At 71.3% G+C, this 26,585-nt stretch carries 20 protein-coding genes; 12 read left to right on the top strand and 8 right to left on the bottom strand.

Annotation, left to right across the window (positions count from 1 at the left end; genetic code table 11):
• Positions 1-144: 144 nt before the first annotated feature.
• The 3 genes from DAETH_RS17265 to DAETH_RS17255 are packed head-to-tail and all read left to right on the top strand — an operon-like array spanning position 145 to position 2,564.
• Positions 145-849, top strand: coding sequence for a histidine phosphatase family protein (locus DAETH_RS17265; RefSeq protein WP_264777952.1), 705 nt, complete (start codon positions 145-147; stop codon positions 847-849).
• Between the two features lie 20 nt (positions 850-869).
• Complete coding sequence (locus DAETH_RS17260) at positions 870-1,847, top strand: alpha/beta hydrolase (RefSeq protein ID WP_264777951.1); 978 nt, start codon at positions 870-872, stop codon at positions 1,845-1,847.
• Positions 1,848-1,871: 24 nt separating this feature from the next.
• Positions 1,872-2,564 (top strand): helix-turn-helix domain-containing protein, encoded by a 693-nt coding sequence (locus DAETH_RS17255; RefSeq protein ID WP_264777950.1) that lies wholly within the window; start codon positions 1,872-1,874, stop codon positions 2,562-2,564.
• On the opposite strand, the gene DAETH_RS17250 is transcribed toward DAETH_RS17255, so the two are convergent.
• Positions 2,561-3,142: a TetR/AcrR family transcriptional regulator gene (locus DAETH_RS17250; RefSeq protein ID WP_264777949.1), complete on the bottom strand. Its 582-nt coding sequence runs from the start codon at positions 3,140-3,142 to the stop codon at positions 2,561-2,563. The two genes, DAETH_RS17255 and DAETH_RS17250, sit on opposite strands and share 4 nt — an antisense overlap.
• Positions 3,143-3,213: 71 nt before the next feature.
• Here DAETH_RS17250 and DAETH_RS17245 point away from each other — a divergent pair, with 71 nt between their 5' ends.
• A complete protein-coding gene (locus DAETH_RS17245) occupies positions 3,214-5,790 on the top strand; it encodes a YhgE/Pip domain-containing protein (RefSeq protein ID WP_264777948.1) in 2,577 nt (858 codons plus the stop codon).
• A gap of 69 nt (positions 5,791-5,859) precedes the next feature.
• Here DAETH_RS17245 and DAETH_RS17240 read toward each other — a convergent pair whose 3' ends face one another.
• Positions 5,860-7,548, bottom strand: a complete 1,689-nt coding sequence (locus DAETH_RS17240) for a long-chain-fatty-acid--CoA ligase (RefSeq protein ID WP_264777947.1) — start codon at positions 7,546-7,548, stop codon at positions 5,860-5,862.
• A 367-nt stretch (positions 7,549-7,915) separates the two neighbouring features.
• Between DAETH_RS17240 and DAETH_RS17235 the strand changes: the two genes are divergently transcribed.
• Entirely contained in the window at positions 7,916-8,374 is a 459-nt protein-coding gene (locus DAETH_RS17235; protein ID WP_406585121.1) for an HU family DNA-binding protein, read from the top strand.
• Between the two features lie 38 nt (positions 8,375-8,412).
• Here DAETH_RS17235 and DAETH_RS17230 read toward each other — a convergent pair whose 3' ends face one another.
• The 3 genes from DAETH_RS17230 to DAETH_RS17220 are packed head-to-tail and all read right to left on the bottom strand — an operon-like array spanning position 8,413 to position 11,455.
• Positions 8,413-9,411, bottom strand: coding sequence for a serine hydrolase domain-containing protein (locus tag DAETH_RS17230; protein WP_264777945.1), 999 nt, complete (start codon positions 9,409-9,411; stop codon positions 8,413-8,415).
• Positions 9,408-10,304, bottom strand: a complete 897-nt coding sequence (gene murQ, locus DAETH_RS17225) for an N-acetylmuramic acid 6-phosphate etherase (RefSeq protein ID WP_264777944.1) — start codon at positions 10,302-10,304, stop codon at positions 9,408-9,410. The genes DAETH_RS17230 and murQ overlap by 4 nt, the downstream gene beginning before the upstream one ends.
• A complete protein-coding gene (locus DAETH_RS17220; protein WP_264778076.1) occupies positions 10,301-11,455 on the bottom strand; it encodes an anhydro-N-acetylmuramic acid kinase in 1,155 nt (384 codons plus the stop codon). The genes murQ and DAETH_RS17220 overlap by 4 nt, the downstream gene beginning before the upstream one ends.
• A gap of 204 nt (positions 11,456-11,659) precedes the next feature.
• Between DAETH_RS17220 and DAETH_RS17215 the strand changes: the two genes are divergently transcribed.
• From DAETH_RS17215 to DAETH_RS17185, 7 genes are all read left to right on the top strand, one after another.
• The gene (locus DAETH_RS17215; protein WP_264777943.1) at positions 11,660-13,429 is read left to right on the top strand and encodes an ABC transporter substrate-binding protein; all 1,770 of its coding nucleotides are present in this window, start codon (positions 11,660-11,662) and stop codon (positions 13,427-13,429) included.
• Positions 13,430-13,520: 91 nt separating this feature from the next.
• Positions 13,521-14,492 (top strand): ABC transporter permease, encoded by a 972-nt coding sequence (locus DAETH_RS17210; protein WP_264777942.1) that lies wholly within the window; start codon positions 13,521-13,523, stop codon positions 14,490-14,492.
• Positions 14,493-14,607: 115 nt separating this feature from the next.
• Positions 14,608-15,708: an ABC transporter permease gene (locus DAETH_RS17205; RefSeq protein WP_264777941.1), complete on the top strand. Its 1,101-nt coding sequence runs from the start codon at positions 14,608-14,610 to the stop codon at positions 15,706-15,708.
• A 62-nt stretch (positions 15,709-15,770) separates the two neighbouring features.
• Positions 15,771-17,294 (top strand): family 10 glycosylhydrolase, encoded by a 1,524-nt coding sequence (locus DAETH_RS17200; RefSeq protein WP_264777940.1) that lies wholly within the window; start codon positions 15,771-15,773, stop codon positions 17,292-17,294.
• 186 nt (positions 17,295-17,480) lie between these two features.
• The gene (locus DAETH_RS17195; protein WP_264777939.1) at positions 17,481-19,832 is read left to right on the top strand and encodes a molybdopterin oxidoreductase family protein; all 2,352 of its coding nucleotides are present in this window, start codon (positions 17,481-17,483) and stop codon (positions 19,830-19,832) included.
• Between the two features lie 2 nt (positions 19,833-19,834).
• A complete protein-coding gene (locus DAETH_RS17190; RefSeq protein WP_264777938.1) occupies positions 19,835-20,356 on the top strand; it encodes a hypothetical protein in 522 nt (173 codons plus the stop codon).
• 572 nt (positions 20,357-20,928) lie between these two features.
• Positions 20,929-22,158, top strand: coding sequence for a hypothetical protein (locus DAETH_RS17185; RefSeq protein ID WP_264777937.1), 1,230 nt, complete (start codon positions 20,929-20,931; stop codon positions 22,156-22,158).
• Between the two features lie 55 nt (positions 22,159-22,213).
• On the opposite strand, the gene DAETH_RS17180 is transcribed toward DAETH_RS17185, so the two are convergent.
• From DAETH_RS17180 to DAETH_RS17170, 3 genes are read right to left on the bottom strand one after another with little or no spacing between them, the layout of a single operon-like run.
• The gene (locus DAETH_RS17180; RefSeq protein ID WP_264777936.1) at positions 22,214-22,990 is read right to left on the bottom strand and encodes a response regulator; all 777 of its coding nucleotides are present in this window, start codon (positions 22,988-22,990) and stop codon (positions 22,214-22,216) included.
• 23 nt (positions 22,991-23,013) lie between these two features.
• Complete coding sequence (locus DAETH_RS17175) at positions 23,014-23,838, bottom strand: DUF4388 domain-containing protein (RefSeq protein WP_264777935.1); 825 nt, start codon at positions 23,836-23,838, stop codon at positions 23,014-23,016.
• Positions 23,835-26,582, bottom strand: coding sequence for a hybrid sensor histidine kinase/response regulator (locus DAETH_RS17170; RefSeq protein WP_264777934.1), 2,748 nt, complete (start codon positions 26,580-26,582; stop codon positions 23,835-23,837). Before DAETH_RS17170 ends, DAETH_RS17175 begins: the two co-directional genes overlap by 4 nt.
• Positions 26,583-26,585: the final 3 nt, after the last annotated feature.

Raw genomic sequence — 26,585 nt, 5'->3', positions numbered from 1 at the left:
TCGGCGTTCGCCCGGGCGGCCTGGACGTGGCTGCCCTTCCTCAAGGTCGTCCTGATGCCGACGGTCGGTCCCGTGCGCTACCCTGCCCGACGTGCCCCACGCCGAAATCCGACCGTCGCTGATCCTCACGCCGGGGGCGCCCGCTTGAGCACTCTGATCCTCGTCCGTCACGGGCAGGCCACCCCCTTCGAGGCCGACACCGACCGCCTCTCGCGGCTGGGGGAGGAACAGGCCCGTGCGGTGGGCGCCTTCCTCGCCGAGTCGGGGGTGGAGCCCACGGACGTGTTCTGCGGCTCGCTCGTGCGGCAGCGGGAGAGCGCCCGGCTGGCAGCCCAGGCGGCGGGGGGAGATTGGCCCGAGCCCGTGGTGGACCCGCGTCTCGCCGAGTACGACGGCGACGGCCTGATCCGCACCCTGGGGCCGCTCCTCGCCGCCCGTGATCCGGCCTTCGCCGCCCTGCTGCGCGCCTCGGAGGAGGGAAGGGGCGGGCCGGAGCGCAACCGCTACTTTCAGCGGATGCTCGAACCTCTCGCGGGGGCGTACCTGCGGGGTGAGGTGGCGCACGCGGAGGTGGAGACCTGGGCCGCCTTCCGCGCCCGCGTCCACGCCTTCCTGCGGGAACTGCTCGCCGGGCCGTCGGGCCGCACCGTCCTCGCCTTCTCCTCGGGCGGGGTCATCGGCGTCACCGTCGCCGCCGTCCTGCGCGCCCCCGACGACTCGGCCCTGACCTTGAACTGGCGGGTCAGGAACGGCAGCCTCACCCGTATCACCTACGGTGGCGGGCGGTCCAGCCTCGACTCCTTCAACGAAATTGGGCACCTCGGCCCCGATCTCACCTCCTGGCGCTAGGCGCCGCGAAAGGAACATCCATGCCCCTCGACCCCCACCTGAAAGAAGTCCTGCTCCAGTTCGCCGCCGCGCCCCAGCCGAACGGGCTGGAGGAGATGCGAGCCGCTGTAATCGAGGGCGCGGCCCGCTCGCCCAAGCGCGACGTGACCATCGCCGGGACGCGCGACCTGACTATTCCCGGCCCGGCCTCCGAACTGCCCGCGCGGCTCTACACCCCGGTGGGGGAGGGACCGCACTCCCTGACCGTGTTCTTCCACGGGGGCGGCTTCGTCGCGTACTCCATCGAGACGCACGACCATGTGTGTCGCGAGCTGTGCGCGGGGGCAAATACCGCCGTCCTCAGCGTCGAGTACCGCCTCGCGCCCGAGCACCGCTTTCCCGCCCCCGTGGACGATGCCTACGCCGCGCTCGTGTGGGCGGCTGCTCACGGGGAGGAACTGGGCGCCGACACCTCCCGCCTCGCCGTGGCGGGCGACAGCGCGGGCGCGAGCCTGTGCATCGCCTGCACCCAGCGGGCCCGGGACGAGGGCGGTCCGGCGGTCAGGGCCCAACTCCTGATCTACCCCGCCGCCGACTTCGTCAACGTGGACCGCTACCCCAGCCGCCGCGAGAACGGCCAGGGGTACTTCCTGACCGAGGAGCGCATGACCTTCTTCGGCCAGATGTACCTCGCCGACCCCGCCCACGCCGCGCACCCGCACGTCAGCCCCCTCCACGCCGCCCAGCTTCACGATCTCCCGCCCGCCCTGGTGCTGACCGCCGAGTTCGACCCCCTGCGCGACGAGGGAATCGCCTACGCCGAGGCGCTGCGGCAGGCGGGCGTGCGCGCCGAGCACCAGCCCGGCCCCGGCATGATCCACGGCTTCGCCAACATGACGGCCCTCTCGCCCGCCGCCGCCGAGCTGATGGACCGGGCGGCGGGGTGGTTGAAGGCGGAGTTGTCGGAGGGCAAGGAATCCGCCGGCTCGAACCTTTCAGCCTCCACCGTCGCCGACTGAAACCCTTCCCGTCATCCTGCGGGCATGACGAGTGAACAATTGGACGTGCTCCGCGTCTCCGACCCCGCCCAGGCCCGTGCGCTGCGGGGAGACATCGAACTTCTGGGCCGCTTCCTCTCGCCCGCCTCGCCGAGCGACGTGGCGGTGACGCTGGGGCAACCGGCGAATCTCGTCCATCACCACGCCCGGAAGTTGATGGAGTTTGGCCTGTTGCGGGAGGTGAGGCGCGAGGGTGGGAAGATGTTCTTGCAACTCGTGGCGCGGGAGTTTCGCTTTCCGTTTGCTCTCCTTCCGCCGCTGGACGGCGAGGGGAAAGACGCCCTGGTGCAGGCGCTGACCTCCACCTTCCTGAGAGCCTATGGACGTGCCTGGAGACAGAGCCATGAAGGGGACGAGGAGATCGTGGGTTTCGGCGACCGCGAGCGGCCTGCCCCGCTCCCGCCTTTGCCCACCCACCCCGCTCAGGAAAGCCATCCCCCTCACCTCGATGCCTTGAGCCTGCGGTTGTCTCGGGAGCGGTATCGCTCTCTGGTTCAGGCCATAAGTGCCCTCCTCGATGAGGCCGCCGCTGAGGGGCGGCAAGACCTCGGTGGTGATCGCGGCGAAGTTTGCACCGTCACCCTGCTCGCCTCGCGTGGAGCCCTGCAGCACGACCCGGCGCACTTCCGTGGGGTGAGCCGCGATGTCAGCAGCTTCCTCGGCGCCGACCCCGGCTAACTCCCCTCCTGCCCGCACCCCAGCACCCGGTCCATCCCCCCGCGCACGAAGGCCCCGAGGGTCTCCGGCAGGTCGCCCCCTCCCGGCAACTCGCCGTGCAGGGCGGCCAGGGTGGCGGCCTCCAGCGTCAGGATCACGAGGCGCAGGAGGTGGGGGCGGCGCTCCGGCAGGGCGGGGCGGTGGGCCTCCAGCCGCGTCTCCAGCCCGTGCAGGAAGGCCCGGCGGTGGGCTTGGAAGGTCGGGCCGCCCCCGCTGTGGAGGAGCAGCAGCAGCTCGCGCTCGTGCAGCAGCTCTCGGGTGAGGTGCGCGAACTCCTCCGCCCCGCCCGTGGCGAGTTGCGGGAGCAGGGGCGCGACGCGCTCCCACAGCGCCCCCAGCCGCCGTTCGAGCAGCGCGGCGAGCATCGCCTCCGTGGAGGTGAAGTAGGTGTAGATCGTGGGCCGCGACGTACCCAGCCGCCCGGCGAGGTCGGGCATGGACACGCCCTCGAACCCCCGCTCAATAAACAGGGCCTCGGCGGCGTCGAGAATCTGCGCTCGGCGGTCGGTGGACGCGAGGCGTTTAGAAAGGCCGGTCATGGGCCCAGCGTACATCCTCTCTGACGCTCTGTCACTTGACAATCTGTCAACAGGGAGTGAAGACTGGACCCATGACCGACTCGTCCTCTCCTCTCACCCCCCCACCTCACGGAAGACGACCGCGCCGCTCCCTGCGGGACGACCTGCGCGTCCTCACGCCCGCCGAGCGGGGGCTGTGGCGGCATCCGCTGATGTGGCTGGGCACGCTGGCGATCACCGCCGTGCCCCTGCTGTACTCAACCGTGTACCTGGGCAGCGTGTGGGACCCGTACGGGAACCTGGGGGACCTGCCCGTCGCCGTCGTGAACCTCGACCGGGGGACGACGCGGGAGGGCCGGTCGGTCAACGTGGGGACGCAGACGCTGGCAAAATTGCGCGAGGACCCGCCCGTGAGGCTTGTCTCCTACCGCACCGAGGCCGAGGCGCAGGCCGCCGTCCGGGCCGGGCAGGTGTACTTCGCGCTGACCTTTCCCGCCGACTTCAGCCGACGCGCGGTGAACGGCGAGCGCCGCGAACACGGCCTCCTGCACCTCTACACCGCCGAGGGCACGAGCTACTTCGCCAGCCGGGTGGGACGAAACGTCGCCCAGACCCTCGCCGAGGACATCAACGCGCGCCTGGGCACAAACCGCTGGGAGGTCGTGCAGACCCGGTTGAAGGACGTGGGGCGGGGCTTCGCGAGCCTGAAGGCGGCCACCGGGAAACTGCGCGATGGGGCCGCGAGCCTCGACGAGGGAGCTGGACGGCTGGCGAGCGGAGCGGGGACGCTGGCGGAGGGTACGGCCCGGGTGAGCGAGGGCGCGCGGGCACTGTCCACAGGGGCGAAGGACCTCTCCGGCGGCGTCACTCGCCTCACAGGGGGCAGCGCAAAACTCGGCGACGCCCTGCGGAAGGTCGAGGCCGCCGCTCCCGGTCAGGCGCAACTGGCCCCCCTGCGGGCGGGAGCCGGGAGGCTCGTCACCGGCAGCACTCGCCTCGCGGACGGCATGACGGCGCTTGCGGCTGGGGCAGAACACCTCGCAAAGGGAGCGGGGGACCTCTCGGCAGGTGCGGGCCGGGTGAACACCGGGGCCACCGGGCTCGCCGCCCGGGCGCCGGGACTCACGGACGGGTTGGGGCAGCTTCGGAAGGGCGCGTCCGAGCTTTCCGGTGGAGCGGCGAACCTCGCGGGCGGCGCAGCCCGGGTGAATGCGGGGGCGGACCAACTCGCCGCCCAGGCGCCCATCCTTGATCAGGGGGTGGATGGTCTGGCAGACGGCGCGCGTGATCTGTCTGTTGGCGCCGAAAAGCTCGCGGCGGGGGCTCAGGCCGCTGCCCCCGGCACACCTCTCGCCCAGGGCGCCCGGGACCTTCAGAGCGGGGCCGCGACCCTGGCTGGGGGCGCCGGGAAGGCCGCGCAGGGGGCGGGCGGACTCGTGGGGGGAACGAAGACCCTGGCCGCCGCCACCTCCCAGCTTCAGGCTGGGGCGGAGACCCTGCGGGAGGGCGCGGCCACCCTCGCCGCCCGGACGGGGGAGGCGGCCACGGGGGCCCAGAAGCTCGCCGAGGGAAGCCGGGCGCTCGCCACCGGAACCGCCGGGCTCCAGGCGGGGGCAGGGAAGCTCCAGACCGGGGCGAAGACCCTCGCCGCCCGCGCGGGTGAGGTGGCGCTGGGGGCCCGCCAACTCCAGACTGGGACGAAGGGCCTCCAATCGGGCGTGAACCGCCTCGCCGACGGCAACATACGGCTGAAGTCCGCGCTGGGGCAGATCACCGAGCAACTCCCGGCGCGGGCCGGTCTGAACGAGTTGCGGGACGGTGCGGGCACCCTTGCGCGGAAGAGCGGCGACCTCGCGGGGGGCGCGGCCCGGGTCGAGAGCGGCGCGCGGGACCTGGCAAGCGGCGCGGGCGACCTCCAGGTTGGAACGGCCCGCCTGCACGAGGGCCTGGACGAGTTGTACGCGAAGATTCCCCCGGACGTGGGCACCCTCGTGGGCGACCCGGACGGCCTCGCGCAGAGCGTGCAGGTGCGGGAGGAGAGGACCGCCGCCGTGCCGAACAACGGCACCGCCTTCGCCCCGTACTTCATGGCGCTGGCCCTGTGGGTGGGCGTGACCCTCACGACCTTCGTGTTCCCGTACACCACGCTGCCGGAGAGCGGGCGGGGCACGCGCCATCTCGCCCGCGTGCTGCGCAAGGCCGCCGTGCCCGCCCTGGTGGTGACGGCGCAGGCGCTCCTCGTCGTGCTGGGCGTTCACCTCCTGGGGGTGGAGTACGGCAACCCCGGCGGCGTGCTCCTGACGAGCGTGGCGAGCAGCCTGACCTTCCTCGCCGTCGTGCTCGCCCTCGTCACCCTGCTGGGAAGCGCGGGGCGGCTCCTCGCCCTGATCCTCCTGATCGTGCAGCTCGCGGCGAGCGGGGGCACCTACCCAGTAGAACTCTCCGGCCCCCTCTTCCAGGCTCTGAACCGCGTCATCCCCATCGCCGACACCGTGGAGGCCCTGCGCGCCACGATCTTCGGCTCCTACGACGGGGTGTACGCCCCCGCCCTGGGCCGCCTCGCCCTCATCGCCCTCGTCGCCGCCGCGCTCTCCCTGCTCGGCCGCCGCTGGTTGTTCGTCCCCGACGGGCGGGTCCGGCCCGCGATCCTGAGCGAGGGGCAGGGGTAGGAGAAGGCCTCCACAGGCAAAGGGAAGGAGGGGCCAGGTCGCGCGGCCCCTCCTTCCTCTTTGGCAGGTTCAGCCCTGGGTCTGCGCCCGGGCCTGTTCCTGAAGCTGCCGCCACGCCACCTTGCCCGTCGCGCCGCGCGGGAGGGACTCGACGAACTGGTAGTCGCGGGGCACCTTGTAGGTCGCCATCACGCCGCGCGCCCAGGTCTCGATGTCCTTGCCGCTCGCCTGCTGGCCGGGCTTGAGGACGATCAGGGCGCGGGCGTGTTCGCCGGTGCGCTCGTCGGGCACGGCGATCACGCAGGCCTCCTGCACGGCGGGGTGGCCGTGGAGGGTGTTCTCGACCTCGGCGGGCCAGACCTTCATGCCCGAGACGTTCACCATGCGCTTGAGGCGGTCGGTGAAGAAGAAGTACCCCTCCTCGTCCATGTACCCCAGATCGCCCGAGCGGAAAAAGCGTTTGCCGTCCAGCTCGGTGAACGCCTCGGCCGTCGCCTCGGGGCGGTTCCAGTAGCCCTGCATGACCTGCGGCCCGTGGATGACGATCTCGCCGATCCCGCCGGGCGGGAGTTCCTTGCCGGTGTCGAGGTCCACCACCCGCGCGTCCACGTCGAAAAGGGGGATGCCGAGACACTGGAGTTTGGGGCGCCCCTTGGGGTTGGAGTGGGTCTGGGCCATCGTCTCGGACAGGCCGTACCCCTCGCAGAAGGTGATGCCCGTCTGGTCCAGGAGCCGCTGGCCGATGGCCGCCGGGAGGGAGGCGCCGCCGCCCGTGACGTTGCGCAGGCTGCGCAGGTCCTGGGGATCGAAGTTCGGGGACGCCATCATGTCGATCACCATCGTGGCGGTGTTCGTCCACATCGTCGCGCCGTGCGCGCGGATAAGCTCGCGGGCCGCGTCCCGGTCCCAGCGGGCCAGCACGACCACCTTGGCGCCCGCACACAGCGGGCCCAGCAGGCTGTTGACGAAGCCCGTGACGTGGAAGAAGGGCAGGGTCGCCAGGAACACGTCCTCCACCGTGGTGTCCACCCACGCGCCCGCCCCGAAGATGTTCGCCTGCACGGTGGCGTGCGTGTGCATGCAGCCCTTCGGGAGCCCGGTCGTGCCGCTCGTGTACGGCATGACGCACAGGTCCTCGGGGCCCGTCTCGGCGGCGGGGGCGGGGTGGGACTTCAGGGCGTCCTCCAGCGTCACGTCCCCCTCCTGAAGCTCGGGCGTCACGTTCAGGCCCTCGGGGAGGGGCACCCCGGCCTTGGCGGCGTCCGTGCCCAGCAAGACATTCGCCACGACCGCGTGCCCGAGGCCGCCCTGCTTGGCCTTCTCGTACAGCTCGGCGCCCACCACCCCGACGCGAATCCCCGCGTCCTGCAGGAAGAAGCCGAACTCGCGCGGCTGGAGCATGGGGGCGAGCGGTACCACCACCGCGCCGATCTGCCACGCGGCGTGCGCGGCGACGGCCCACGCCGGGCTGTTTTGCAGCCACACGGCGACGCGGTCGCCCTTCCCGATCCCCTGCGCCTTCAGGTGCCCGGCCAGGCGCTCGGCCCCCTCCCGCAGCTCCTGGTAGCTCACCTCGCGCCCGTAGAACCACAGGGCCGTCTTGTCGGGGTACCGCTCGGCGGAGACGCGCAGGTTGTGCATCAGGCCCACGCGCGGCAGGGTCAGCGTACGGGGCTTGCCCGCGGGCCAGTAGCGGGTGGCCGTGGACCCCGTGGCGGGCTCGGCGGTGGGAGCGGACGTCAGGCCTTCTTGAGTCATGGGAAACCTCCGGGGAAAGGGGCCGGGCCGCCGCGCTGGGGCGGCTGGCGGGCGGGAGTATAGGGCGTGTGGCCCAGAGTGTAGGGCAAACCCGCGCCCGCGCGCACGTCCCCGCAGACCATCCTCCTGCTCGTCACGTGACGAGCAACGACCGCGCATTCCTGTCCTGTCCCGGGACGAAGGGGCGGCGAGACCCTCTGGGTGGGGGTTGGAGGACACCCGGCGCCGCCCGAATAAGTGAACTCCGTCAAAAATGCGCGCCAGGAGGGCAAAAATATAGCCTCTTTCTTAAGGAATGCGTGCCAGAGGGACTTGTTCCGTTCCTCCCCCCTTCACGAGCGGAGCAACATATGTCATGCTGCTCACCATGACGAAAAAGTCGACGAAGGCCCCCGCCAAGAAGCCTGCCGCTGCCAAGGGCTCCACGCGGGGCGCGGCCAAAGCCCAGCGCGACGACGTGAACGAGGCGAGCGCGAACGCCGGTGGCGGCAACGGCGGCGGCGAGGCCCGGGGTGGCAGCGGCAAGGTCGCCAAGACCCAGCTCGTGGAGCAGGTCGCCGACAAGACCGGCCTGACCAAGAAGCAGAGCGAGGAAGCCGTGAGCGCGATGCTGGGCGTGGTCGTGGACGCGATCCGCAGCGGCAAGAGCGTGGGGTTGCCCGGCCTGGGCACCCTGAGCGTCAAGGCCACCGCCGCCCGCACCGGGGTCAGGCCCGGCACCAGCGAGAAGATCCAGATTCCTGCGGGCAAGAAGGTCGCCTTCAAGGTCGCCTCCACCCTCAAGGGCGCGCTGGGCGTCACCGACGACAACGCCGTCGCCGAGTAAGAACTCCTGCATCCGGGCGCCCCGCGAGGGGCGTTTTTTCATGCCCGCGCCGCGAGCAGCGTGTTCCCCACCGCGCGCCGCAGCGCCTGGATGTCCAGCGTGCCGTGCCGCGAGGGGTGAACCCGGTTGGTGAGCAGCACCCACGCGAGGTCGCGTTCCGGCTCCACCCACAGCCCGGTGCCCGTGAAGCCGGTGTGCCCGAAGGCCCGCTCGCCGCAGAGGCTGCCGCCGCTCCAGCCCGGCTGAGCGGTGACGAAGGCGAGGGAGCGGCCCGCTGTATGTGGACGGGTGGCGGCGACTTGCGCGGCGGGGGAGAGCCAGCCTCCGCGCAGCACCTCTGCTTGTCCGAGCACCCCGGCGAGCGTGCCGAATAGCCCCGCGTGACCCGCCACGCCGCCCAGCGCCCAGGCGTTCTCGTCGTGCGTCTCGCCGCGCAGCATACGGCCGCGCCATGGGCAACGCTCGGTGGCGGCGCTGCACTCCGGGTCGGGCGTGAAGGTCAGCCCCCCGTCCAGCCCGAACTCGCGCAGGGGCATCCCGCGCACCCGCTCCAGCACCGTCCCGAGGAGCATGTACCCCAGGTCGCTGTAGACGACCTCCCCCGGTTCCTTCACGGGCCAGGGCTCCTGGAGGAGGCGGGTGCGGATCGTCGCCGCGTCGCCCCAGGTGTAGAGGGGCGCCCAGGCGGGCAGACCAGCGGTGTGTGTCAGAAGTTGCCGCAGGGTCCGGGCCTTCAGAGGCGTCTCCTGCATCCACGCGAGGTCGGGGAGGTGGGCGGTGAGGGGGTCGCCCAGGTCGAGCAGCCCGTCCTCGACCCCGCGCAGCACCTCCCGCGCCGTGAAGAGGGGCTTGGTGAGGCTGGCGAGGTCCCACCACGTTCCCTCGCTCAGCGGATGCGGTTCGGGCTCGCGCGCCGCCCGGCCCAGCCCGTAGGTCTCCCTCTGCCCAGCCGCGTCCACCACGCCGAGGGCCGCTCCACACAGGCCCTGTTGTTCGACGGCCTGGTCGAGCAGGCTCCGGGTGCGCCCGGGAATCATCCTTCCCCCAGCGCGGCCCGCGCGTGTCCATGTGCCGCCGCGAGCCGGGCCTCGGCCTCGCCCGCGTCCACCCCCAGGCGCAGCATCACGATGGCCGTCTTGACGCGCCCGCCCGCCTCCGCCAGGGCCAGCCGCGCCTCCGCCTCGCCCGCGCCGGTCGCGTGGCGGGTCAGGCGCAGGGCGCGGGCCTCCAGCTTGGTGTTGCTCGCCCGCACGTCCACCATCAGGTTGCCGTACACCTTGCCCAGCCGCACCATCAGCGCACTCGACAGGGTGTTCAGGGCGATCTTCTGCGCGGTCCCGGCCTTCAGCCGCGTGCTGCCGCTGATAGCCTCCGGCCCGGTGTCGAGAAGGACCGGATACTCGGCGGCGGCGAGGAGGGGCGTGCCCGGGTTGTTCGCCACCCCGACCGTGAGCGCCCCGAGTTCGCGCGCCGCCGCCACCGCGCCGAGGACGTAGGGGGTGGTGCCGCTCGCCGCGACCGCGATGAGAAAGTCGTCCGGCCCGACCCCCGCCCCCCGCACGTCCTGCTCGCCCGCCCCGGCGTCGTCCTCCGCCCCCTCGACCGCCTGCCGGATCGCGCGCTCGCCCCCGGCAATCAGGGGCACGGCGCGCTCGGGCGGCCAGGAGAAGGTAGGGGTCAGTTCGGTCGCGTCGAGCACGCCGAGGCGCCCGCTCGTCCCTGCGCCCACGTACACGAGCCGCCCGCCGCGCTCCAGGCGGGGCAGGGCCGCCTCCACCACCCCGGCCAGGGCGGGAGTCGCCGCCCGTACGGCCTCCACCGCCCGCCGCTGATCGTCGGCGAGGGCTTGCACGAGCGCGAGGGCGCCCAGCCGGTCGAGGTCCGGGTGGTCGGGATGCACGCCCTCCGTGGGTCGCGGGTCGGTCGTCATGGCTGGTCCTCCGGGGGCGGGGGCAGGAGTTTCCCGGCGCTCACGCCCATCCGCGCCCCCGTCACCTGCGGGAGGGTGTTCGCCCACCCCTGCGCCCGGGCGTAGCCCAGGAACGCGAAGGCCGCCGCCTCGCGCGTGGCATCGGTGAAGCCGTGTTCGGCCCAGCCCACCTCCTCGAAGGTGAGCACGGGGATGGGAGAGAGGGCCGCGCGCAGGGCCGCCATGAGGACAGGATTGCGCGCCCCACCCCCCGCGACCACGATCTCATCCAGGCCATGCGGAACGATCCAGCGTTGGTAGGCGTCCGCGACTGTGCGTGCGGTGAAGGCCGTCGCCGTCGCCGCGAGGTCGGGGAGGTCGAGGTCGGCGGGACGGGGGAGACGGGCGAGGGTCCAGACCTCGCGCCCGGTGGCCTTGGGTGGGGGCGTCTGCAATTCGGGGTGCGCGAGCCAGACGGCCAGCGTCTCCTCGTGAACTCGCCCCGCCGCCGCGAGCCGCCCGTCCTCGTCGTGGGTCTGCCCGTTTATGCCCGCCACCTCGTCGAGCAAACAGTTGCCGGGGCCGGTGTCGAAGGCGAGGACGCCCGAACGGTCCTTCCCCGGCAGGTAGGTCAGGTTGCTGATCCCGCCGAGGTTGTGGACGGCCCGGCGCCTGCCCTCCTGCCCGAAGAGCGCCCAGTCGGCGAAGGGGACCAGGGGGGCCCCCAGCCCACCGATTGCCACGTCCGCCGGGCGGAAGTCGGCGACGACGGGTTTTCCGGTCCGCGCCGCGATCATCGCCGCCTCCCCGAGTTGCAGGGTGGCGGGCCGAACCCAGCCGCGCGACGGGTCAGGCCGTGAGTGATGTTGGATGGTCTGCCCGTGGGAGGCGATCAGGTCGGCGGATGGGGCGAGCGGGAGGGCCGCCTCCGCCAGCACCTCGCCCAGCCACCAGTGGAGCTGGGTCAGGTCGGCGGCGTTCGTCCCGTCGCGCATCGCCGCCAGCACCGCCGCCCGCAATTCGGGGGAGAAGGGGGTAAACACATTCTCCACGACCCGCCCGCGCGGCACACCTCCGGGGAGGCCGGGCCACCTCCCCCCGGCCCCCAACTTGGGCCACCCCGGCAACTCCAGCAGCGCCGCGTCGATCCCGTCTGCGCTCGTGCCGCTCATCAGGCCGAGGACGCGGGGAGCGGTCACGGTTTCACCTGGGCAGCGACGGGGCGGGAGTGGGGGGGCGACATCCGGGTGACCATACCACCCGGGGGGCTGCGGGGCGGCGAGGGTTGCGGAGGAGGGGGGGCGGACCTATTCTGAGGCCCAACCTTAACCACAATTGAGGTCCTTCCCATCTCGCGCCGACCTCCGGAGGTCTCCATGCTCGACCGACGCACCCTTGCCCTCGTCACCCTCGCCCTCGTCGGGGGCGCCCTGTCTGGAACGGCTCAGGCCGCGCCCAAGAAGGTCACGGGGTACGGCAACCTCGGCATCACCGACGGCAAACCCGGCGGGACGTACACCCTTGTCCTCGGCGACAGCCCGCAGAGCCTGAACTACTACGGGGTGATCGACAACAACCTCGGCCTGATCGCCCAGCAACTCTTCGACGGGCTGGTGGAGTTCAACTACGCCACCTACAAGGTCGAGCCCGCCCTCGCCGAGTCGTGGACCGTCAGCCCCGACGGGAAGACGTACACCTTCAAACTCCGGCAGGGCGCGAAGTGGAGCGACGGCCAGCCCGTGACCGCCGACGACGTGGTGTTCACGTACGAGCAGATCATCATGAACCCCGAGGCCCGCGCCGGGGACGCCGCCAACTTCAAGCTCGACGGCAAGCAGGTCGAGGTGAAGAAGGTCAACCCCAGCACCGTGCAGTTCGTCCTGCCGCGCCCCAGCCCGGCCTTCTTACTCCAGATGCGCTCCTTCGTCATGCCGAAGCACAAGCTGGTGAAGTTCTCGCAGGAGGGCGGGGCGAAGGCCGCCGACATCAACAACGCCTGGCCGAGCAATGTCTCCCCCTCGGAGGTCGTGGGGACCGGGCCCTTCAAGCTCGCCAGCTACACCCCCGGCCAGAAGGTCACGCTGACAAAGAACCCGAACTACTGGAAGGTGGACGGCAAGGGCACCCAGCTTCCGTACCTGAACCAGCTCGAATTCCTGATCATCCGCGACCCGCAGGCGCAGGTGGCGCAGTTCCTCGCCGGGAACGTGGACCAGCTCAACATCACGGGCGCGCAGTTCCCCGACCTCAAGGGGCGCGAGGTGGCGGGCGCCCCCTTCAAGGTGATGCGCTCGACCGCCCTCTTCGGCAGCCCGCCCTTCGTCGCGTACAACTTCGACGCGAAGGACGCGGCCCTCGCCAAGGTCTTCGGCGATGTGCGCTTCCGCCGCGCCATGCAGAGTGCCCTCAACCGCGAGCGCATCATCGACACGGTGTACAACGGCCTCGCCGGGCTGCCTGGGCACGGGGTCGCGCCTGTCAACAAGGAGTGGTACGCGAACACCACCAAGCAGCTCGGCGCCTTCGACCTCAAGGCCGCCGGGGCTGCCCTCGACGCGCTGGGCCTGAAGGACACGAATGGTGACGGCATCCGCGAGATCAGCCGGGGCAAGAACCTGGAATTCGACCTCACCTACGCGACCGACTCCTCCGTCTATCCCGCCATCGCCACGATCATCCAGAACGACTTCGCCAAGGCGGGCGTGAAGGTGAACCTGAAGGGCATCCTCGCCAAGAACCTGCTCTCCACCGGGCAGAGCGGCGACTGGGAGATGATCCTGCACGCCTTCGGCGACCAGCCCGACCCCGAACTGCGCAAGCCGATCTGGCAGCCCGGCGGCGCCCTGTACTACTGGCACCGCAGCCTCCAGCCCGCTCAGGACGGCGGCACGCCCAACATGGCCCGCATGGCCCCCTGGGAGCGGCAGGTCTACACCATCTTCAACGACGCGGCGACCACCACCGACCGCAGCAAGCGCAAGGCGCTCTACACCCGCTGGCAGCTCCTCTTCGCCCAGAACCTGCCCGTCACGCCGCTCGCCAAGCCCGAGAACATCGGCGCGATAAGCAACAAGTACGGCAACTACATCTACAACCTCGGGGTGATTCCGGGGTACAACCCGGTGCCGCTCATCTACCAGAAGTAAGTGGGAAGTGGTGAGTGGAAAAAGCGCAGCCGAGGCGTAAGCACCACGCTGAAGCTCCCACTCACCACTTCCCACCGACCACTCACCCCCTATGCTGACCTACACCCTGCGCCGACTCCTCGGCATGATTCCCACCCTGCTCGTGATCAGCGCCGTGTGCTTCACGGTGATCAAGCTCCAGCCGGGCAGCTTTACCGACCAGTACCTCGAAGACCCGCGCTTCACCCGCGAGACGGCGGCGGCGATCAGCCGTCAGCTCGGCCTCGACCAGCCCGCCATCGTGCAGTACGGGCGGTGGGTGTGGGGGGTGATCACCCGGTTCGACTTCGGGTACTCCTTCCTGCAAAACCGCCCGGTCGTCAGCGTAATAGGGGACCTGCTGGGGTGGACGGTCTTCATCAGCCTGATCACGCTGCTCTTCACCTGGATCATCGCCGTGCCGCTGGGGCTGTACACGGCCTTCAACCGCCACGGGTTCGCGGCGAGCGTGGCGAACTTCCTGGGCTACGTGGGGCTCGCCATCCCCGATTTTCTGGCCGCCCTCCTCCTCGTCGCGCTCGTGCTGCAATTCGGGGGGACGAACGTGGGGGGGCTCTTCAGCCCGGACTACATCGACGCGCCGTGGTCTTGGGCGCGGGTTCTCGACCTGCTGAACCACCTGTGGATTCCGGTCCTCGCCATCGGGCTGGAGGGAGTCGCGGGGCTGATGCGGCAGATGCGGGCCTCGACCCTCGACGTGCTGAGCCAGGATTACATCCGCACGGCGCGGGCCAAGGGCTTGCCGCAGAACCGGGTGATCTGGCACCACGCCGTCCGCAACGCGATCAACCCGCTGATCACCCTCGCGGGCCTGAGTCTGCCCACCCTGATCAGCGGCACGATCATCATCTCCATCGTCCTCAACCTCCCCACCATCGGGCCCCTCCTGTACGACAGCCTCGTCAACAAGGACCAGTACACGGCCCTGACGCTGCTGATGCTGAGTGCGTTCCTGCTCCTCGTCGGCAACCTGCTCGCCGACCTGGCGCTGGCGTGGGCGGACCCGCGCGTGAGGTACGGGTGAGGCGGTTAGTGGTCGGTGGTCGGTGGTTCGTGGGAGCCTCGGCTTCACGCCTCCGCTCCCGCTGCGCTTTTCCCACTCGCCACTTCCCACGAACCACTCACCGCCGAAGGCACCCATGACCACCGTTCCCGCTCCCTCCACCCCGGCCGCCCCCTCCCCCTGGGCGATGGCGTGGCGGCGCTACCGCAAGTCGCGCCTGGGCGTGATCGGCGGCTGGCTGCTGCTCTTCCTGTACGGGCTGGCGCTGTTCTCGCCTTTCCTTGCCCCCTACGCCATCACGACCCAGCACGAGGAGGCGAGCTACCAGCCGCCGCAGCCCGTTCACATCGTCCACGAGGGGCAGTTGCGCGCCCCCTTCGTGTACGGCTTCACCCAGAAGCGCGACCCGGTGACGTTCGCCCGCAAGAACGTGGAGGACCGGGAAAACCCGGTGCCCATCCGCCTGTTCGTGCGCGGAGACGAGTACCGCTTCCTGGGTATTCGGTCCAACCTCCACCTCTTCGGGGTGCCGGAGGGGAACAACTTTTTCCCGCTCGGGACCGACCAGCTGGGCCGCGACCTCCTCTCGCGCACGCTCGTCGGCGCGCAGGTCAGCCTGACGGTGGGGGTGATCGGGGTGCTGATTTCGTTTGCCATCGGGATTGTGCTGGGCGGGGTCAGCGGGTATTACGGCGGGTGGACCGACAACCTGATCCAGCGGACGGTGGAGGTGCTGCTCTCGTTCCCGCGCCTGCCCATCCTGCTCGCGCTCTCGACGCTGATTCCAGCGAAGTGGCCGAGCACCTGGGTCTACCTGGGGATCGTGGCCGTGCTCGCGCTGATCGGCTGGGCGGGGCTGGCGCGGGTGGTGCGGGGGCAGGTGCTCGCCGCGCGCGGGGTGGAGTACGTGACCGCCGCGCAGGCCATCGGCGCCCGCGACCTGCGGGTGATCCTGCGGCACATCACGCCGAACCTCAGTTCCTTCCTGCTGGTGACGGCCACGCTCGCCCTGCCCGGCTACATCCTGGGCGAGAGCGCCCTGAGCTTCCTGGGGCTGGGGATCAAGGAGCCGATGACCTCGTGGGGCCTGCTGCTCAAGGACGCGCAGAACTTCCAGACGTTGCGGCTGTACCCGTGGCTCCTGATCCCCGGCCTCTTCATCTTCCTGGCGGTGCTCGCCTTCAACTTCTTCGGGGACGCGCTGCGCGATGCGGCGGATACCCAGAGCCGGGGATAGACAGGAACCGGGGAATTTCGGCCCCGACCGTCTCCGATTCGTCATCCTGTGGGGCAAGTCTTATGAAAACCGCCTTTCTGTCCGCCCTGCTGAGCTTGTCTGCCGTCGCCGCCGCTCAGACGCCGCCCGCCACGCCTGCCCCCACGCCCATCCCGCAAGGCGCCCCGGTCGAACTGCGCGGCCTGTGGGTGGACGCCTTCGGGCCCGGGATCAAGACGCCCGCCGAGGTGGACAGGCTCGTCGCCGATGCCCGCGCCATGAACGTGAACGTCTTGTTCGCGCAGGTGGGGCGCCGGGGCGACTGCTACTGCCTGAAGGCCGCCATGCCGCCGACCGACGACCCCGCCGTGCCCCCGGGCTTCGACCCCCTCGCCTACCTGATCGAGAAGGCGCACCCGCTGGGCCTCCAGGTCCACGCCTGGATCATCACGACGGCGATCTGGAACTCGACCACGCCGCCGAAAAGCCCCGCGCACGCCTTCAACGCGCACGGGCCGGACAGGGCGGGGCGCGACAACTGGATTCTGGGCAAGTTCGACGGCACCGTGAAGGCGGGGAGCGACTGGCTCCTCGACCCCGGGCACCCCGACGCTGCTGAGTACATCCGCAACATGTACGTCTCGGTCGTGCAGAACTACGACGTGGACGGCATCCAGTTCGACCGGGTGCGTTACCCCGACTTCAACCCGGTGGGGGGCCCGAACAGCTGGGGCTACAACGAGACGGCGCTCGCCCGCTTCCGCGCGGAGACGGGGGCCACCGGCACGCCCGCCCCCGAAGACCCCGCCTGGGCCGGGTGGCGCCGCACCCAGGTCACCAACCTCGTGCGGGACACGGCGCTCGCGGTGAAGGCGGTCAGGCCCGACGTGAGCGTCAACGCCGCCACGATCACCTACGGGGCGGGGCCGACGACGGACGAGGGCTTCGCGCTGACTCGCACTTATAACGAGGTGTTGCAGGACTGGCTGACCTGGGTGCGGGAGGGCTACCTCGACCTGAACGTGATGATGAACTACAAGCGCGACTTCGTGCCCGAGCAGGCGGGGTGGTTCAACACCTGGGCGGCGTACGCGGCGGGGCTGCGGGTGCGCTCGCCGGGAGTGTTTCAGGTGAGTGGGTCGTCCATCTACCTCAACGACCAGCGCAGCATCCTCAGCCAGGTGCGCAAGACACGCGGCCTGGGCATCGGCTGGGCCGGGTACTCGTACCGCACGCCCGACGCGGACGTGAACGCCGGGAAGCGCACCGCCGCCGAGGTTCTGCCCGAACTCACCGCGAAGCTCGCGGGACCCGGCGGGCCCTTCGCGACTCCGGTCCGCTGGGTGCGCCCCAACCCCTCGGCGCTGCGGGCCCTGCGCGGCACGCTGGCGACGACGGGTACGGCGCCCCTGGGAGGGCGGACGGTGCGGCTCCTCGACGAGTCGGGAGAGGAGGTCGCCCGCACCACGACGAACGGGGTGGGCGGCTACGGCTTCCTGCACGTGCCCGACCGGGCGGTGCGGGTGGAGGTGGGCGGGGTGACCGGGGAAGTCGTCACGGCCCCGGCGGGGAAGGTGACGGACCTTCCCGCGCTGACCGTGCCGTAGGGCGGCGGGGAAACTTCAATCCTTAGCTGGGGGTGGGAGAAATCCTGCCCCTCTTTGCCGTTCCGCGTTCCGAAGTTCCTTACGATTCGACGTTGAAAGGCAGAACATGAGTGAATTCTTGCATTTGCTCCCGGCCGCCCCTGCTTAGCGTGGAGCCCGATCAACCACAGCTCAGAAGGAGGCGGCATGGCCCGCGAAACGCGCGACAGCATCGGGAACATCTGGGGAGAGCGCACGCCCTACCGGGGCGAATGGTCCGCCCGCGTGGACGAACATGTCGTGGAGGAGCCCGACCGTTGGGTGCAGTCGGCCTGCGTCCTGTGCTCGAACGGCTGCGCGCTCGACATCGGCGTGAAGGACGGACGAATTGTTGGAGTGCGGGGCCGGGAGGTGGACCGGGTGAACCGGGGGCGGCTGGGGCCCAAGGGGTTGCACGGGTGGGAGGCGAATGGCAGCCCCGACCGACTGACCCACCCCCTCGTCCGCCGGGGCGGCAGGCTCGAACGGGCGACCTGGGACGAGGCGATGGAGTTGATCGTTCAGCGGTCGAAGGAGATCGTCGAGCGGCACACCGGGCTGGGCATCGGCATCTACAACACCGGGCAACTCTTCCTGGAGGAGTACCACACCCTCGCCGTGCTCGGGCGGGTCGGCCTGGGCACCCGCAACATGGACGGCAACACGCGGCTGTGTACCGCGACGGCCGCCTCCTCCCTCCAGGAGTCCTTCGGCTGCGACGGCCAGCCGGGGTCCTACAGCGACATCGACGTGACGGACGCCCTGCTCCTCGTGGGCACCAACCTCGCCGAGGCGCAGACCGTCCTGTGGATGCGGATGCTCGACCGGCTGGAGGGACCCGACCGGCCCCGGCTCGTCGTGATCGACCCGCGCGTCACGCCCACCGCCGAGCGGGCGGACCTCCACCTCCAGCTCCGCCCCGGCACGAACGTCGCCGTTCTCAACGGTCTCCAACACCTCCTGATCGAGAACGGGCACGTCGATCAGAAGTACGTGCAGGCCCACACGGTCGGTTTCGAGGACCTGAAGCGCACCGTGGGCGTCTACACCCCCGAACTCGTGGAGCGGATCAGCGGGGTTCCGGCGGAGAAGCTGCGCGCCGCCGCCGAGATCGTGGGCACGTCGCCGACGCTCGTGTCCGCCGCGCTGCAAGGGGTGTACCAGTCGAACCAGGCGACGGCCGCCGCGTGCCAGATCAACAACGTCCACCTGTTGCGCGGGCTGATCGGCAAGCCGGGGAGCGGCGTCTTCCAGATGAACGGCCAGCCCACCGCGCAGAACACCCGCGAGACGGGGGCGGACGGGGAACTCGTGGGCTTTCGCAACTGGCTCAACCCCGAGCACGTCCGGGAGGTCGCCCGGCTCCTCAACGTGTCCCCCGACTCCATCCCGCACGGCGCCCAGCCTGCGCACGCGCTCGAAATCTTCCGGCTCGCGGAACTCGGCTCGGTCAAGATGTTGTGGGTGATCTGCACCAACCCGGCGGTGTCCCTGCCGGACCTGGCGCGCACCCGGCACATCCTCGCCAAGGAAGACCTCTTCCTCGTCGTGCAGGACGCCTTCCTCACCGAGACCGCCGCCCTTGCCGACGTGGTGCTCCCCGCCGCGATCTGGGGCGAGAAGACGGGCACCTTCACGAACGCGGACCGCACCGTGCACCTCTCGCTGAAGGCGGTGGAGCCCCCGGGTGAAGCGAAGTCGGACCTCGACATCTTCCTCGACTACGCGCGGCGGATGGACTTCCGCGACCGGGACGGACAGCCCCTCGTGGGGTGGCACGACGCGGAGGGAGCCTTCGATGCCTTCAAGGAACTCACACGCGGGCGGCCCTGCGACTACAGCGGCCTGAGCCACGCGCGGCTCCTGGGCGGCAGCGGCATCCAGTGGCCGTGTCACGAGGGGAGCCCGGACGGCACCGAGCGCCTGTACGCGGACGGCGTCTTCCCGACCCGCTGGGGCTACTGCCAGACCTACGGGCACGACCTGGAGGTGGGGGCGGGCGCCGAGCAGGAGGAGTACCGCGCGAACGACCCGAACGGCCGGGCGAGGCTGCGCGCCGCCGCCTACCGCCCCCTCCACGAGGAGCCCGGCGCCGAGTACCCCCTGATCCTCACGACCGGGCGCCGCGTGTATCACTTCCACACCCGCACGAAGACGGGGCGCTCTCCCGAACTGAATGCCGCCGCGCCCGACGGATTCGTGCAGATCAATCCCGAGGACGCCGGGCAGTACGGCATCTCGGAGGGCGACTGGGTGGAGATCACCTCGCGGCGGGGCACGGTGTTCGAGCGCGCGAGGCTGGGGGGCGTCGAGCCGGGCACCCTCTTCATCCCCTTCCACTACGGCTACTGGGACGACCCGGGCCGCCCCCGCGCCGTGAACGAGCTGACCCTGTACGAGGTGGACCCGGTGAGCAAACAGCCGCACTACAAGGCCTCCGCCGTGCGAGTTCGCCGCGTGACGGAGGGGCACGTCGCGCGCCAGCGGCAGCCGCAGACGGTCGCGGGGCAGGGGGACTAGCCGTGGAGACGCAGACCGGGCACGTCGGAACCTACCTGGGCCTCCTGCAAGGCGGGGAGGAGGGGCTCGCCCGCGCCTTCCGGCTGGTGGCGAAACAGCACTCGGGCGAACCCGACCTCCCGCGCGAGTGCGAGACCTTCGCCGCCTGGTCGGACGATCACGTCACGGAGTTGCGGCCGTTCCTCGAACGCTACGGCGGGCGCCCGCAGGACCCGGGCCTGCTCCACCACCTCTTCGGGGACGCGGCGCGCGGCATGCGGGAGGGGTCGGTGATGCTGACCCTGCTCCGACAACTGGGGCACCTGTGGGTGATGGCGCAGGACAACCAGGCCTCCTGGGTCGTGCTTACCCAGGCCGCCCAGCACCTGCGCGACGAGTCCCTGAAGCTCAGTTGCCGGGAGGCCCTGCGGCGCAACCACGTCCAGCTCGCCTGGCTGAAGATGCACCTCAAGGAGCGCGCCCCCCAGACCCTGCTCGTGCCCGACTCGACCGGGAAGACGACCCTCTTCCGGCCCCGGGGATAGGGAGCGGTGGGGCGCAGGATGTGAGGCACGACAGCGCCCTGATCCGGGCCGGCCGGGTGAGAACGCTTGAGGTGCAATACGAAGAACAGCGTCTCAGTCGAGGTCCTTTTCTCCCAGGCTTTTCTCTCGACCGGGTTCAGGATGTCCACGCCAGAAGGAAGCAGATTGGATGTGCCTGTGACCTGGCGTTTTCGCGCTGTTGCCCCTCTCCCCCGTGGGACTTGCAAAGCTGCGAAGCAGAGAGGACGGTGCGAAGCAATGGGTGAGGGGGCGTGTGACCAACCCAGCCGCTCGCCCAGGGCCAAGGAACGCCTTACCCTCCGTCGAGAGAAAGGCCGGCTTTTCTCCCTCTCCCCTTGCCGGAGGCTTGCAAAGCTGCGAAGCAGACTTGAAAAGCTCCAAAGGAGAGGGCTGGAGAGAGGGGTAACGAGCGCCGCTCGTCCTGCTGCCCGACGACGAAAACGGGTTCTTCGCCGGTTTCGCGATTCGCGGCAAGCGTTGAGAGGGGGGTACGGCGGGTGGGTCGGGCAGGTGAGGGAACGCCGGGGCGCTCCTTGCCGTAGTGTGCAGGTGTGGAAACCCCAGGAGTGTGGACCCGTGTGCGGGCCTTTGCAAGGGGCGAGCGGGACGCGGAGACGCTGTACGCCTACCGCCGGGCGGGCGCGCAGGTGCATCCCCTGCTTGACGCCGCCGAACGCCGCCGCTTCGACCTGACCCTCAGCGGGAAGAGCCCCTTCGCCGTTCCCCGGCACGTCGGGCTGGAACTCGCCTGCGCCTGGAACGCCTTTACCCTCCAGACGCTCGGCGACAGGATGCTGGAGGCCGACGAGGCCGCCGACCCCGGCACGGCGGGCTTCGTGCCGCCCGTGACCTTCGATCAGGTGCAGGGTTACTACACCGAGGTGGGGCGCTGGCTGGGCTACGCGAGCCAGGCCGAACACGACGCCGGCTTCGACCTGCCCGCCGGGACCCTGCCCGCCCGCCTGCCCGACTGGTCGCCGGTCGAGCCCTGCCCGAGGCCGCACCTCGACGCGATGATCGCGGCCCTGGACGCCCTGCGGCTGCACGCCGAGGCCGCGATGCACGCGCTGGAGCAGGGCACCCCGGAGGCCGACCGATCCAAACTCGCCCGGCTGCGCGGCCTCTTCGCCGAGGCGCTCTCGGCGGCGAACTACGTCTCGGGCATGTACCGCCCCGGCGCCTCCGTGGCCCTGCACGAGCAGATCGAGGAGCACGCCAAACGGGCCATCGAGGGCCTGTACCGGGTGGGCCAGTTCATCAGCTACCCCGCGCTGCTGACGGAGGGGGGCCGGGCGGGTGCTCCCCGGGCCACCGGGGTGAAGGCGCCCTTTCACCGCACGGCCCTGCCCGGGGAGCCCGGCTTCGACCCCTGGGCGATGACCGACCCGGGCAGCGTGGCCTCGCTGCGAAACGATCCCAACGCCGGGCGCGTGATCGACGAGATGTGGGCCCTCGACCCCGACCCGGCGGCGAGCCTGGCCCTGTGGGATGAGATTCGCCGGGCGGTGGAGACGGGCGGCGCGGTGGTGGCGCGGGACGAGCGGGGCGAGCCCCTGGGCTTTTACTTCTGCACCCCGTACTGCGCGATTTACGAGGCGAAGCGGCCCCTGGTGATCGGGGACACCCCCGTCCGGAGGGGCCAGCACTTCACCTTCGAGCGGGCCGCCGAGGGGGTGCGGATCGGCTACCCCTTCAAGCGGGAGATCGTGGTCGGGAACTTCCGCCGGGGCGCCGCCATCGACTACTGCGATCCCGACCAGCCCCCGCCCCACGACGAGTGAGCGGGGGCTGGTCGGGGAACCGGGCGGGTGGGTGCCGGTGAGCGGACCTGCCCGCTCAGTTCGCCACCACCTGCCGCAGCAGGTACTTGACGATGCCCGCGCTGCTCGCCTCCCGCAGCAGGCACGTGTACAGCGCGTCGCCGTCGCGGGCGAGCAGCAGCGTCCGCTGGGCGAACTCGATCTGGAGGACGTTCAGGCCCTGACCCCTCACGTGCGCCCCGAGGCCCTCGGCCGCGCCCAGGAAGAAGCGGACGTAACTTCCCACCTCGTCCGGCAGCGCCTCGCCGACGTGGGTGAGGACCCTGCCGTCCCGCCCGTAGGCGGCGGCGCTCACCATGCCCGGCGCCTCGGCGAGCTGCCCGAGGAGGGCGGCGTGCCGGGAGGGCGGCGCGGAGGGCCTGGGGGGTTCGGCGGGCGCCGCAGGAGAGGTGGGCGCGGGAGAGCCGGGGCCCTTGGTCACCTGCGGTCCCCGCATCGCACGCTGGACCACCGGCAGCAGCCCGCCCGAGGTGAAGGGCTTTTTCAGGAGACCGGCGGCGCCCGCCTCCTGCGCCTGGCGGTACATGCCGTCGTTCACGACGCCGCTCATCAGGAGGACGGGCAGGCCCGCGAGGTCGGGGTGGCTCCGCACCTCGCGGCACAGCTCGAAGCCGCCCATGCCGGGCATCACGATGTCGGCGATCACGAGGTCGATGCCCGGGTGGGCGCTGAGGGTTTGCAGCGCCTCCTCCGCGCTGGGGGCGCCGAGCACGGTCAGGCCGTGGGGGGCGAGGCTGAATTCCAGCGCCTTGCGGACGCTGACACTGTCGTCGACGACGAGAACTTCGGGCATGGGGCTCCTTGGAAAGGGGGGGGTCAGCCGTGGGCGGCCCGCGTGTGGTCGAGCTGCACGGTGGCCTCCAGCATCAGGTGCTGGGTGGGAGTGGTGATGGTGTGGGGCAGGCCCCGGACCTCGCTTTGCCGCAGGGGATGGAAGGTGAAGGGGGCCCCGGGAGTCGCCTCCGTCATCGCGAAGGTGCGGGAAAAGGCCGCCTCGCCGCTCAGGACGCCGTACTCGGCCGAGACGACCTCCCCGCCGTCGAGGACGAACTGCGCCACGACCTCGCCAAACTGCACGAGGAGCTGCCCGCTCTTGCGCATCTGGTTGAGGAAGGTCAGCAGGTCGAAGAGGCCGATCAGTTCCAGCGTGCCATGGAGCCCGGCGCCGCCCTCGTCCAGGGCCTCGTCGGGCGTGGGGCCCCCGTCTTGCGCGTCGTCGAGCAGAAGGTCGTCGCTGAAGGAATTCTCGCCCTCCCCGGGGACCTCGGGGGGACGGGTGCCCAGCCGTTCCAGATGCTCCAGCACCACGCCGATCAGCTCCTGAGGCGAGAGCCCCGGGGCGTGCCACAGGTCGAGGGGGCCCACGAGGCGGGCGGGCTTCTCCCGCGCGATCAGGAGGAAGGGGCAGCGCGCGGTGGCGGGATCGTTGCGGACGATCTCGAAGAAGTCCTCGCCGCCCATGTCGGCCAGGGTCTCGTCGCACACGATCAGGTCGGGCACGATCCGTTCCAGGCGGGTGAGGGCGTACAGCGCCCCCTCGGCGAAGCTCGCGTCGAGGCCGCGACCGCTGCCCAGCAGGGCGTGCGCCCGCCCGCGCGCGAAGCTGCCCATCACGAACAGCACGCTGCGGGAGGGATTCACGCCGCACCCCCGGCACACAGTTGGCCCAGCCGCCGCAGGAGCAGAGTCTCGTCCACGGGCTTGCTGAAGTAGTCGGTGGCGCCCAGCGCGAAGGCCAGGCGCTGGTGTTTCTCGCCCGCGCGGGTCGTCATCACCACGACGGGGGTTGAGGCGGTGCTCACGCGGGACCGCAGGGCCTCGATCAGTTCGTAACCGTTCATGCGGGGCATCTCCAGGTCGCTGAGAATGAGGTCGAAGGCCGCGTCCTGCCCGAGCACTTCCAGCGCCGCCTGACCGTCGGCGGCCGTCACGACCCGGTAGCCGCCGCGTTCGAGCATCCGCCCCACCACCCGGCGCACGCTCACCGAGTCGTCCACGAGGAGCAACCGGGCCTGCTGGCGGGTCCCCCGCGTGTCCAGCCGGGGCGCCCACAGCCGGGGCTGCCCGGCGAGACGTTCCAGGCCCCCCGGGTCGAGGAGCGGCACGACCTCGCCGCCGCTCGTCACCGTGGCCCCCGCCAGGAAGGGCAGGCTGGCGAGCAACGGCTCCAGCGGGCGCAGCGACACCTCCTCGATGTCCAGGAACTCGTCCACCTCGGCCGCCGTGAGCCCCGAGGCCGTGTGCAGCACCGCCACGCGGCGGGGGCCACGCGCGCCCGACTCCGGCAGCCCCCACAGGGGACGCAGGGGGTGCAGGGGCACCCGCCGCCCCTCGTGCTCGACCGCCTCGCCCGCCGGGGTCCCCAGCACCTCGCCCGGGTCCACCTCGCGCAGGGCGGCGACGCTGTTGGTGGCGAACGCCACCGTCTGCCGCCCCACCCGGGCGAGCACGATCTCCGCCACGCGCACGGTGAGCGGCACCCGCAGGGTGAAGGTGGTCCCCTCGCCCGGGCGGCTGCGGATCAGGAGTTCCCCGCCCAGGCGGCGGACGTTGCTCGCCACCACGTCCATGCCCACCCCGCGCCCCGCCTCCGCCGTCACCTCGCGGGCGGTCGAGAGGCCGGGGAGCAGGATCAGGTGCAGGGCGGCCTCGTCCGTCATGGCCGCCAGTTCGGCCGCCGAGCGCAGCCCGCGCGCCAGGGCCCGCTCGCGCACCGCCGCCACGTCGATGCCCCGCCCGTCGTCGCTGACCTCCACGTCGAGGTGGTGGCCGCGCGCCACGGCGCGGACGCGGATGGTGCCCACCGGGGGTTTGCCCGCCCGCACCCGCTCCCCCCCGGGTTCGAGACCGTGGTGGGCGGCGTTCGTCACGAGGTGGAGCAGCGGGTCGGCGAGGCCCTGGAGCACCCCCGCCTCGACCTCCACCCGCTCGCCCTCGGTGATCAGGTTCAGCGGTTCGGCGCGGCCCCGGGCCCAGCGGCGCAACCGGGTCGTGACCTGCCCGAAGGGCACCCGGCTCGTGCGGGCGACCTCCTGGCGCAGCCGCCGCAGCAGCTTGCCCAGCCGCTCGTTCTCGTCGCGCAGACCCGAAAGCCCGGTCCCGAAGCTGGAGCGCACCTCCCCGAAGTCGGCGGCGAGTTCGGTGACCGCCCGCGCGAGGACGTTGAGGTCGTTGTACGTGTCGAACTCCAGCTCGTCGAACAGCTCGCCCACGCTCGCCCGCGAGGTCGCGGTGCCCTCGCCCACCCGCACCATGTCGGGGTTGAGGTACCTCTCCTCGAAGTCGCGCACCGCCCGACCGACCCGCGCGTGGCTGTCCGTCATCGCCTGCGTCAGACCGGCAAGCTGGGAGAGGGTCTGCCCCAGCCGGGCGCGCGACACCACGAGTTCGCCCACGAGGTCCATCAGGGCGTCGAGGCGGCGGGGATCGACCCGGACGCTCTCGCGGCGCTCGGGGCTCGCCGGGCGCGGCGCCTCGGGCCCGGGGGCCTGGGGGGCCGGGGCCTCGGGCTCGGGGACCTCCCCGTCCACGAGCGCGGTCAGCCGCCGACTCAGCCGCGCGAGGACGGGCGCCAGGTCGTCGGGCTCGCCCTCCGCCGCGCGCAGCAGCCGCTCGACCACGGAGGTGGCCTCCAGGAGGGCCTGCCGCGCCGGGGCGTCGAGGGTCCGCTCGCCGTCGCGCACCGCCGAGAGCAGGTTCTCCAGGCCGTGCCCGAAGTCGCCCAGCACCTCGAAGCCCACCATGTAGGCGCTGCCCTTGACCGTGTGGGCGGCGCGGAACATCTCGGTCACGTCGCCCGACTCGCCCGCCTCCAGCCCGGTGCGCAGGGCGTCCAGATGCTCACGGACCTCGGGGGCGAAGTACCCCCACAGGTCGCTCTGCCCCTCGCGGAAGGCGCGGAGCTTCGCCTCCAGACCGGCAGGGGTGCCTGGAACCTCCGGAGTCTTGGCCCTCTCGGGAGCCGACGGGGCGCGGAAGGCAGTGGGCCGGGCGGCGAGGAGGTCTTGCAGCCGCCGGGTGCCCCCGATTCCCGCGAAGGTGAGCCCCACCTCGCCCTCGCCCTGGCCGCTTGCCACCCCCTCCAGTGCACTGCGCAGACAGACCGTCACGCTGTGCAGCACGCCCAGGAGTTGTTGCCTCAGCTCCTCGGGCAACTCCGGGCGGGATTCGAGGAGCCGCTCACCCAGGGCGGCGAGGCTCGACATCTGCGGGAAGCCGTAGAGGGCCGCGCTGCCCCGCATCCGGTGGTAGAGCACGACGAGGGCGTCCACGGCCCCGGGGTCGTGCCCGGCCCGCAGCTCGGCAAGGCAGGCTTCGAGCTGGGTCAGGTTCTGCCAGCTTTCGAGCAGGTAGGCGCCCAGCAGGTCGGCGGAGTGCGCGGTCATCCT

Source organism: Deinococcus aetherius (genome assembly GCF_025997855.1).
GTDB lineage: Bacteria > Deinococcota > Deinococci > Deinococcales > Deinococcaceae > Deinococcus > Deinococcus aetherius.
This window is presented reverse-complemented; position numbering and strand designations above follow the sequence as displayed.

Bases quoted from the DNA above. Each gene is read 5' to 3' on its own strand.
- DAETH_RS17215 (WP_264777943.1), top strand. From the start codon at position 11,660: ATGCTCGACCGACGCACCCTTGCCCTCGTCACCCTCGCCCTCGTCGGG.
- DAETH_RS17255 (WP_264777950.1), top strand. From the start codon at position 1,872: ATGACGAGTGAACAATTGGACGTGCTCCGCGTCTCCGACCCCGCCCAG.
- DAETH_RS17240 (WP_264777947.1), bottom strand. From the start codon at position 7,548: ATGACTCAAGAAGGCCTGACGTCCGCTCCCACCGCCGAGCCCGCCACG.
- DAETH_RS17220 (WP_264778076.1), bottom strand. From the start codon at position 11,455: ATGAGCGGCACGAGCGCAGACGGGATCGACGCGGCGCTGCTGGAGTTG.
- murQ (WP_264777944.1), bottom strand. From the start codon at position 10,304: ATGACGACCGACCCGCGACCCACGGAGGGCGTGCATCCCGACCACCCG.
- DAETH_RS17195 (WP_264777939.1), top strand. From the start codon at position 17,481: ATGGCCCGCGAAACGCGCGACAGCATCGGGAACATCTGGGGAGAGCGC.
- DAETH_RS17260 (WP_264777951.1), top strand. From the start codon at position 870: ATGCCCCTCGACCCCCACCTGAAAGAAGTCCTGCTCCAGTTCGCCGCC.
- DAETH_RS17245 (WP_264777948.1), top strand. From the start codon at position 3,214: ATGACCGACTCGTCCTCTCCTCTCACCCCCCCACCTCACGGAAGACGA.
- DAETH_RS17250 (WP_264777949.1), bottom strand. From the start codon at position 3,142: ATGACCGGCCTTTCTAAACGCCTCGCGTCCACCGACCGCCGAGCGCAG.
- DAETH_RS17170 (WP_264777934.1), bottom strand. From the start codon at position 26,582: ATGACCGCGCACTCCGCCGACCTGCTGGGCGCCTACCTGCTCGAAAGC.
- DAETH_RS17235 (WP_406585121.1), top strand. From the start codon at position 7,916: ATGACGAAAAAGTCGACGAAGGCCCCCGCCAAGAAGCCTGCCGCTGCC.
- DAETH_RS17200 (WP_264777940.1), top strand. From the start codon at position 15,771: ATGAAAACCGCCTTTCTGTCCGCCCTGCTGAGCTTGTCTGCCGTCGCC.
- DAETH_RS17230 (WP_264777945.1), bottom strand. From the start codon at position 9,411: ATGATTCCCGGGCGCACCCGGAGCCTGCTCGACCAGGCCGTCGAACAA.
- DAETH_RS17180 (WP_264777936.1), bottom strand. From the start codon at position 22,990: ATGCCCGAAGTTCTCGTCGTCGACGACAGTGTCAGCGTCCGCAAGGCG.
- DAETH_RS17210 (WP_264777942.1), top strand. From the start codon at position 13,521: ATGCTGACCTACACCCTGCGCCGACTCCTCGGCATGATTCCCACCCTG.
- DAETH_RS17205 (WP_264777941.1), top strand. From the start codon at position 14,608: ATGACCACCGTTCCCGCTCCCTCCACCCCGGCCGCCCCCTCCCCCTGG.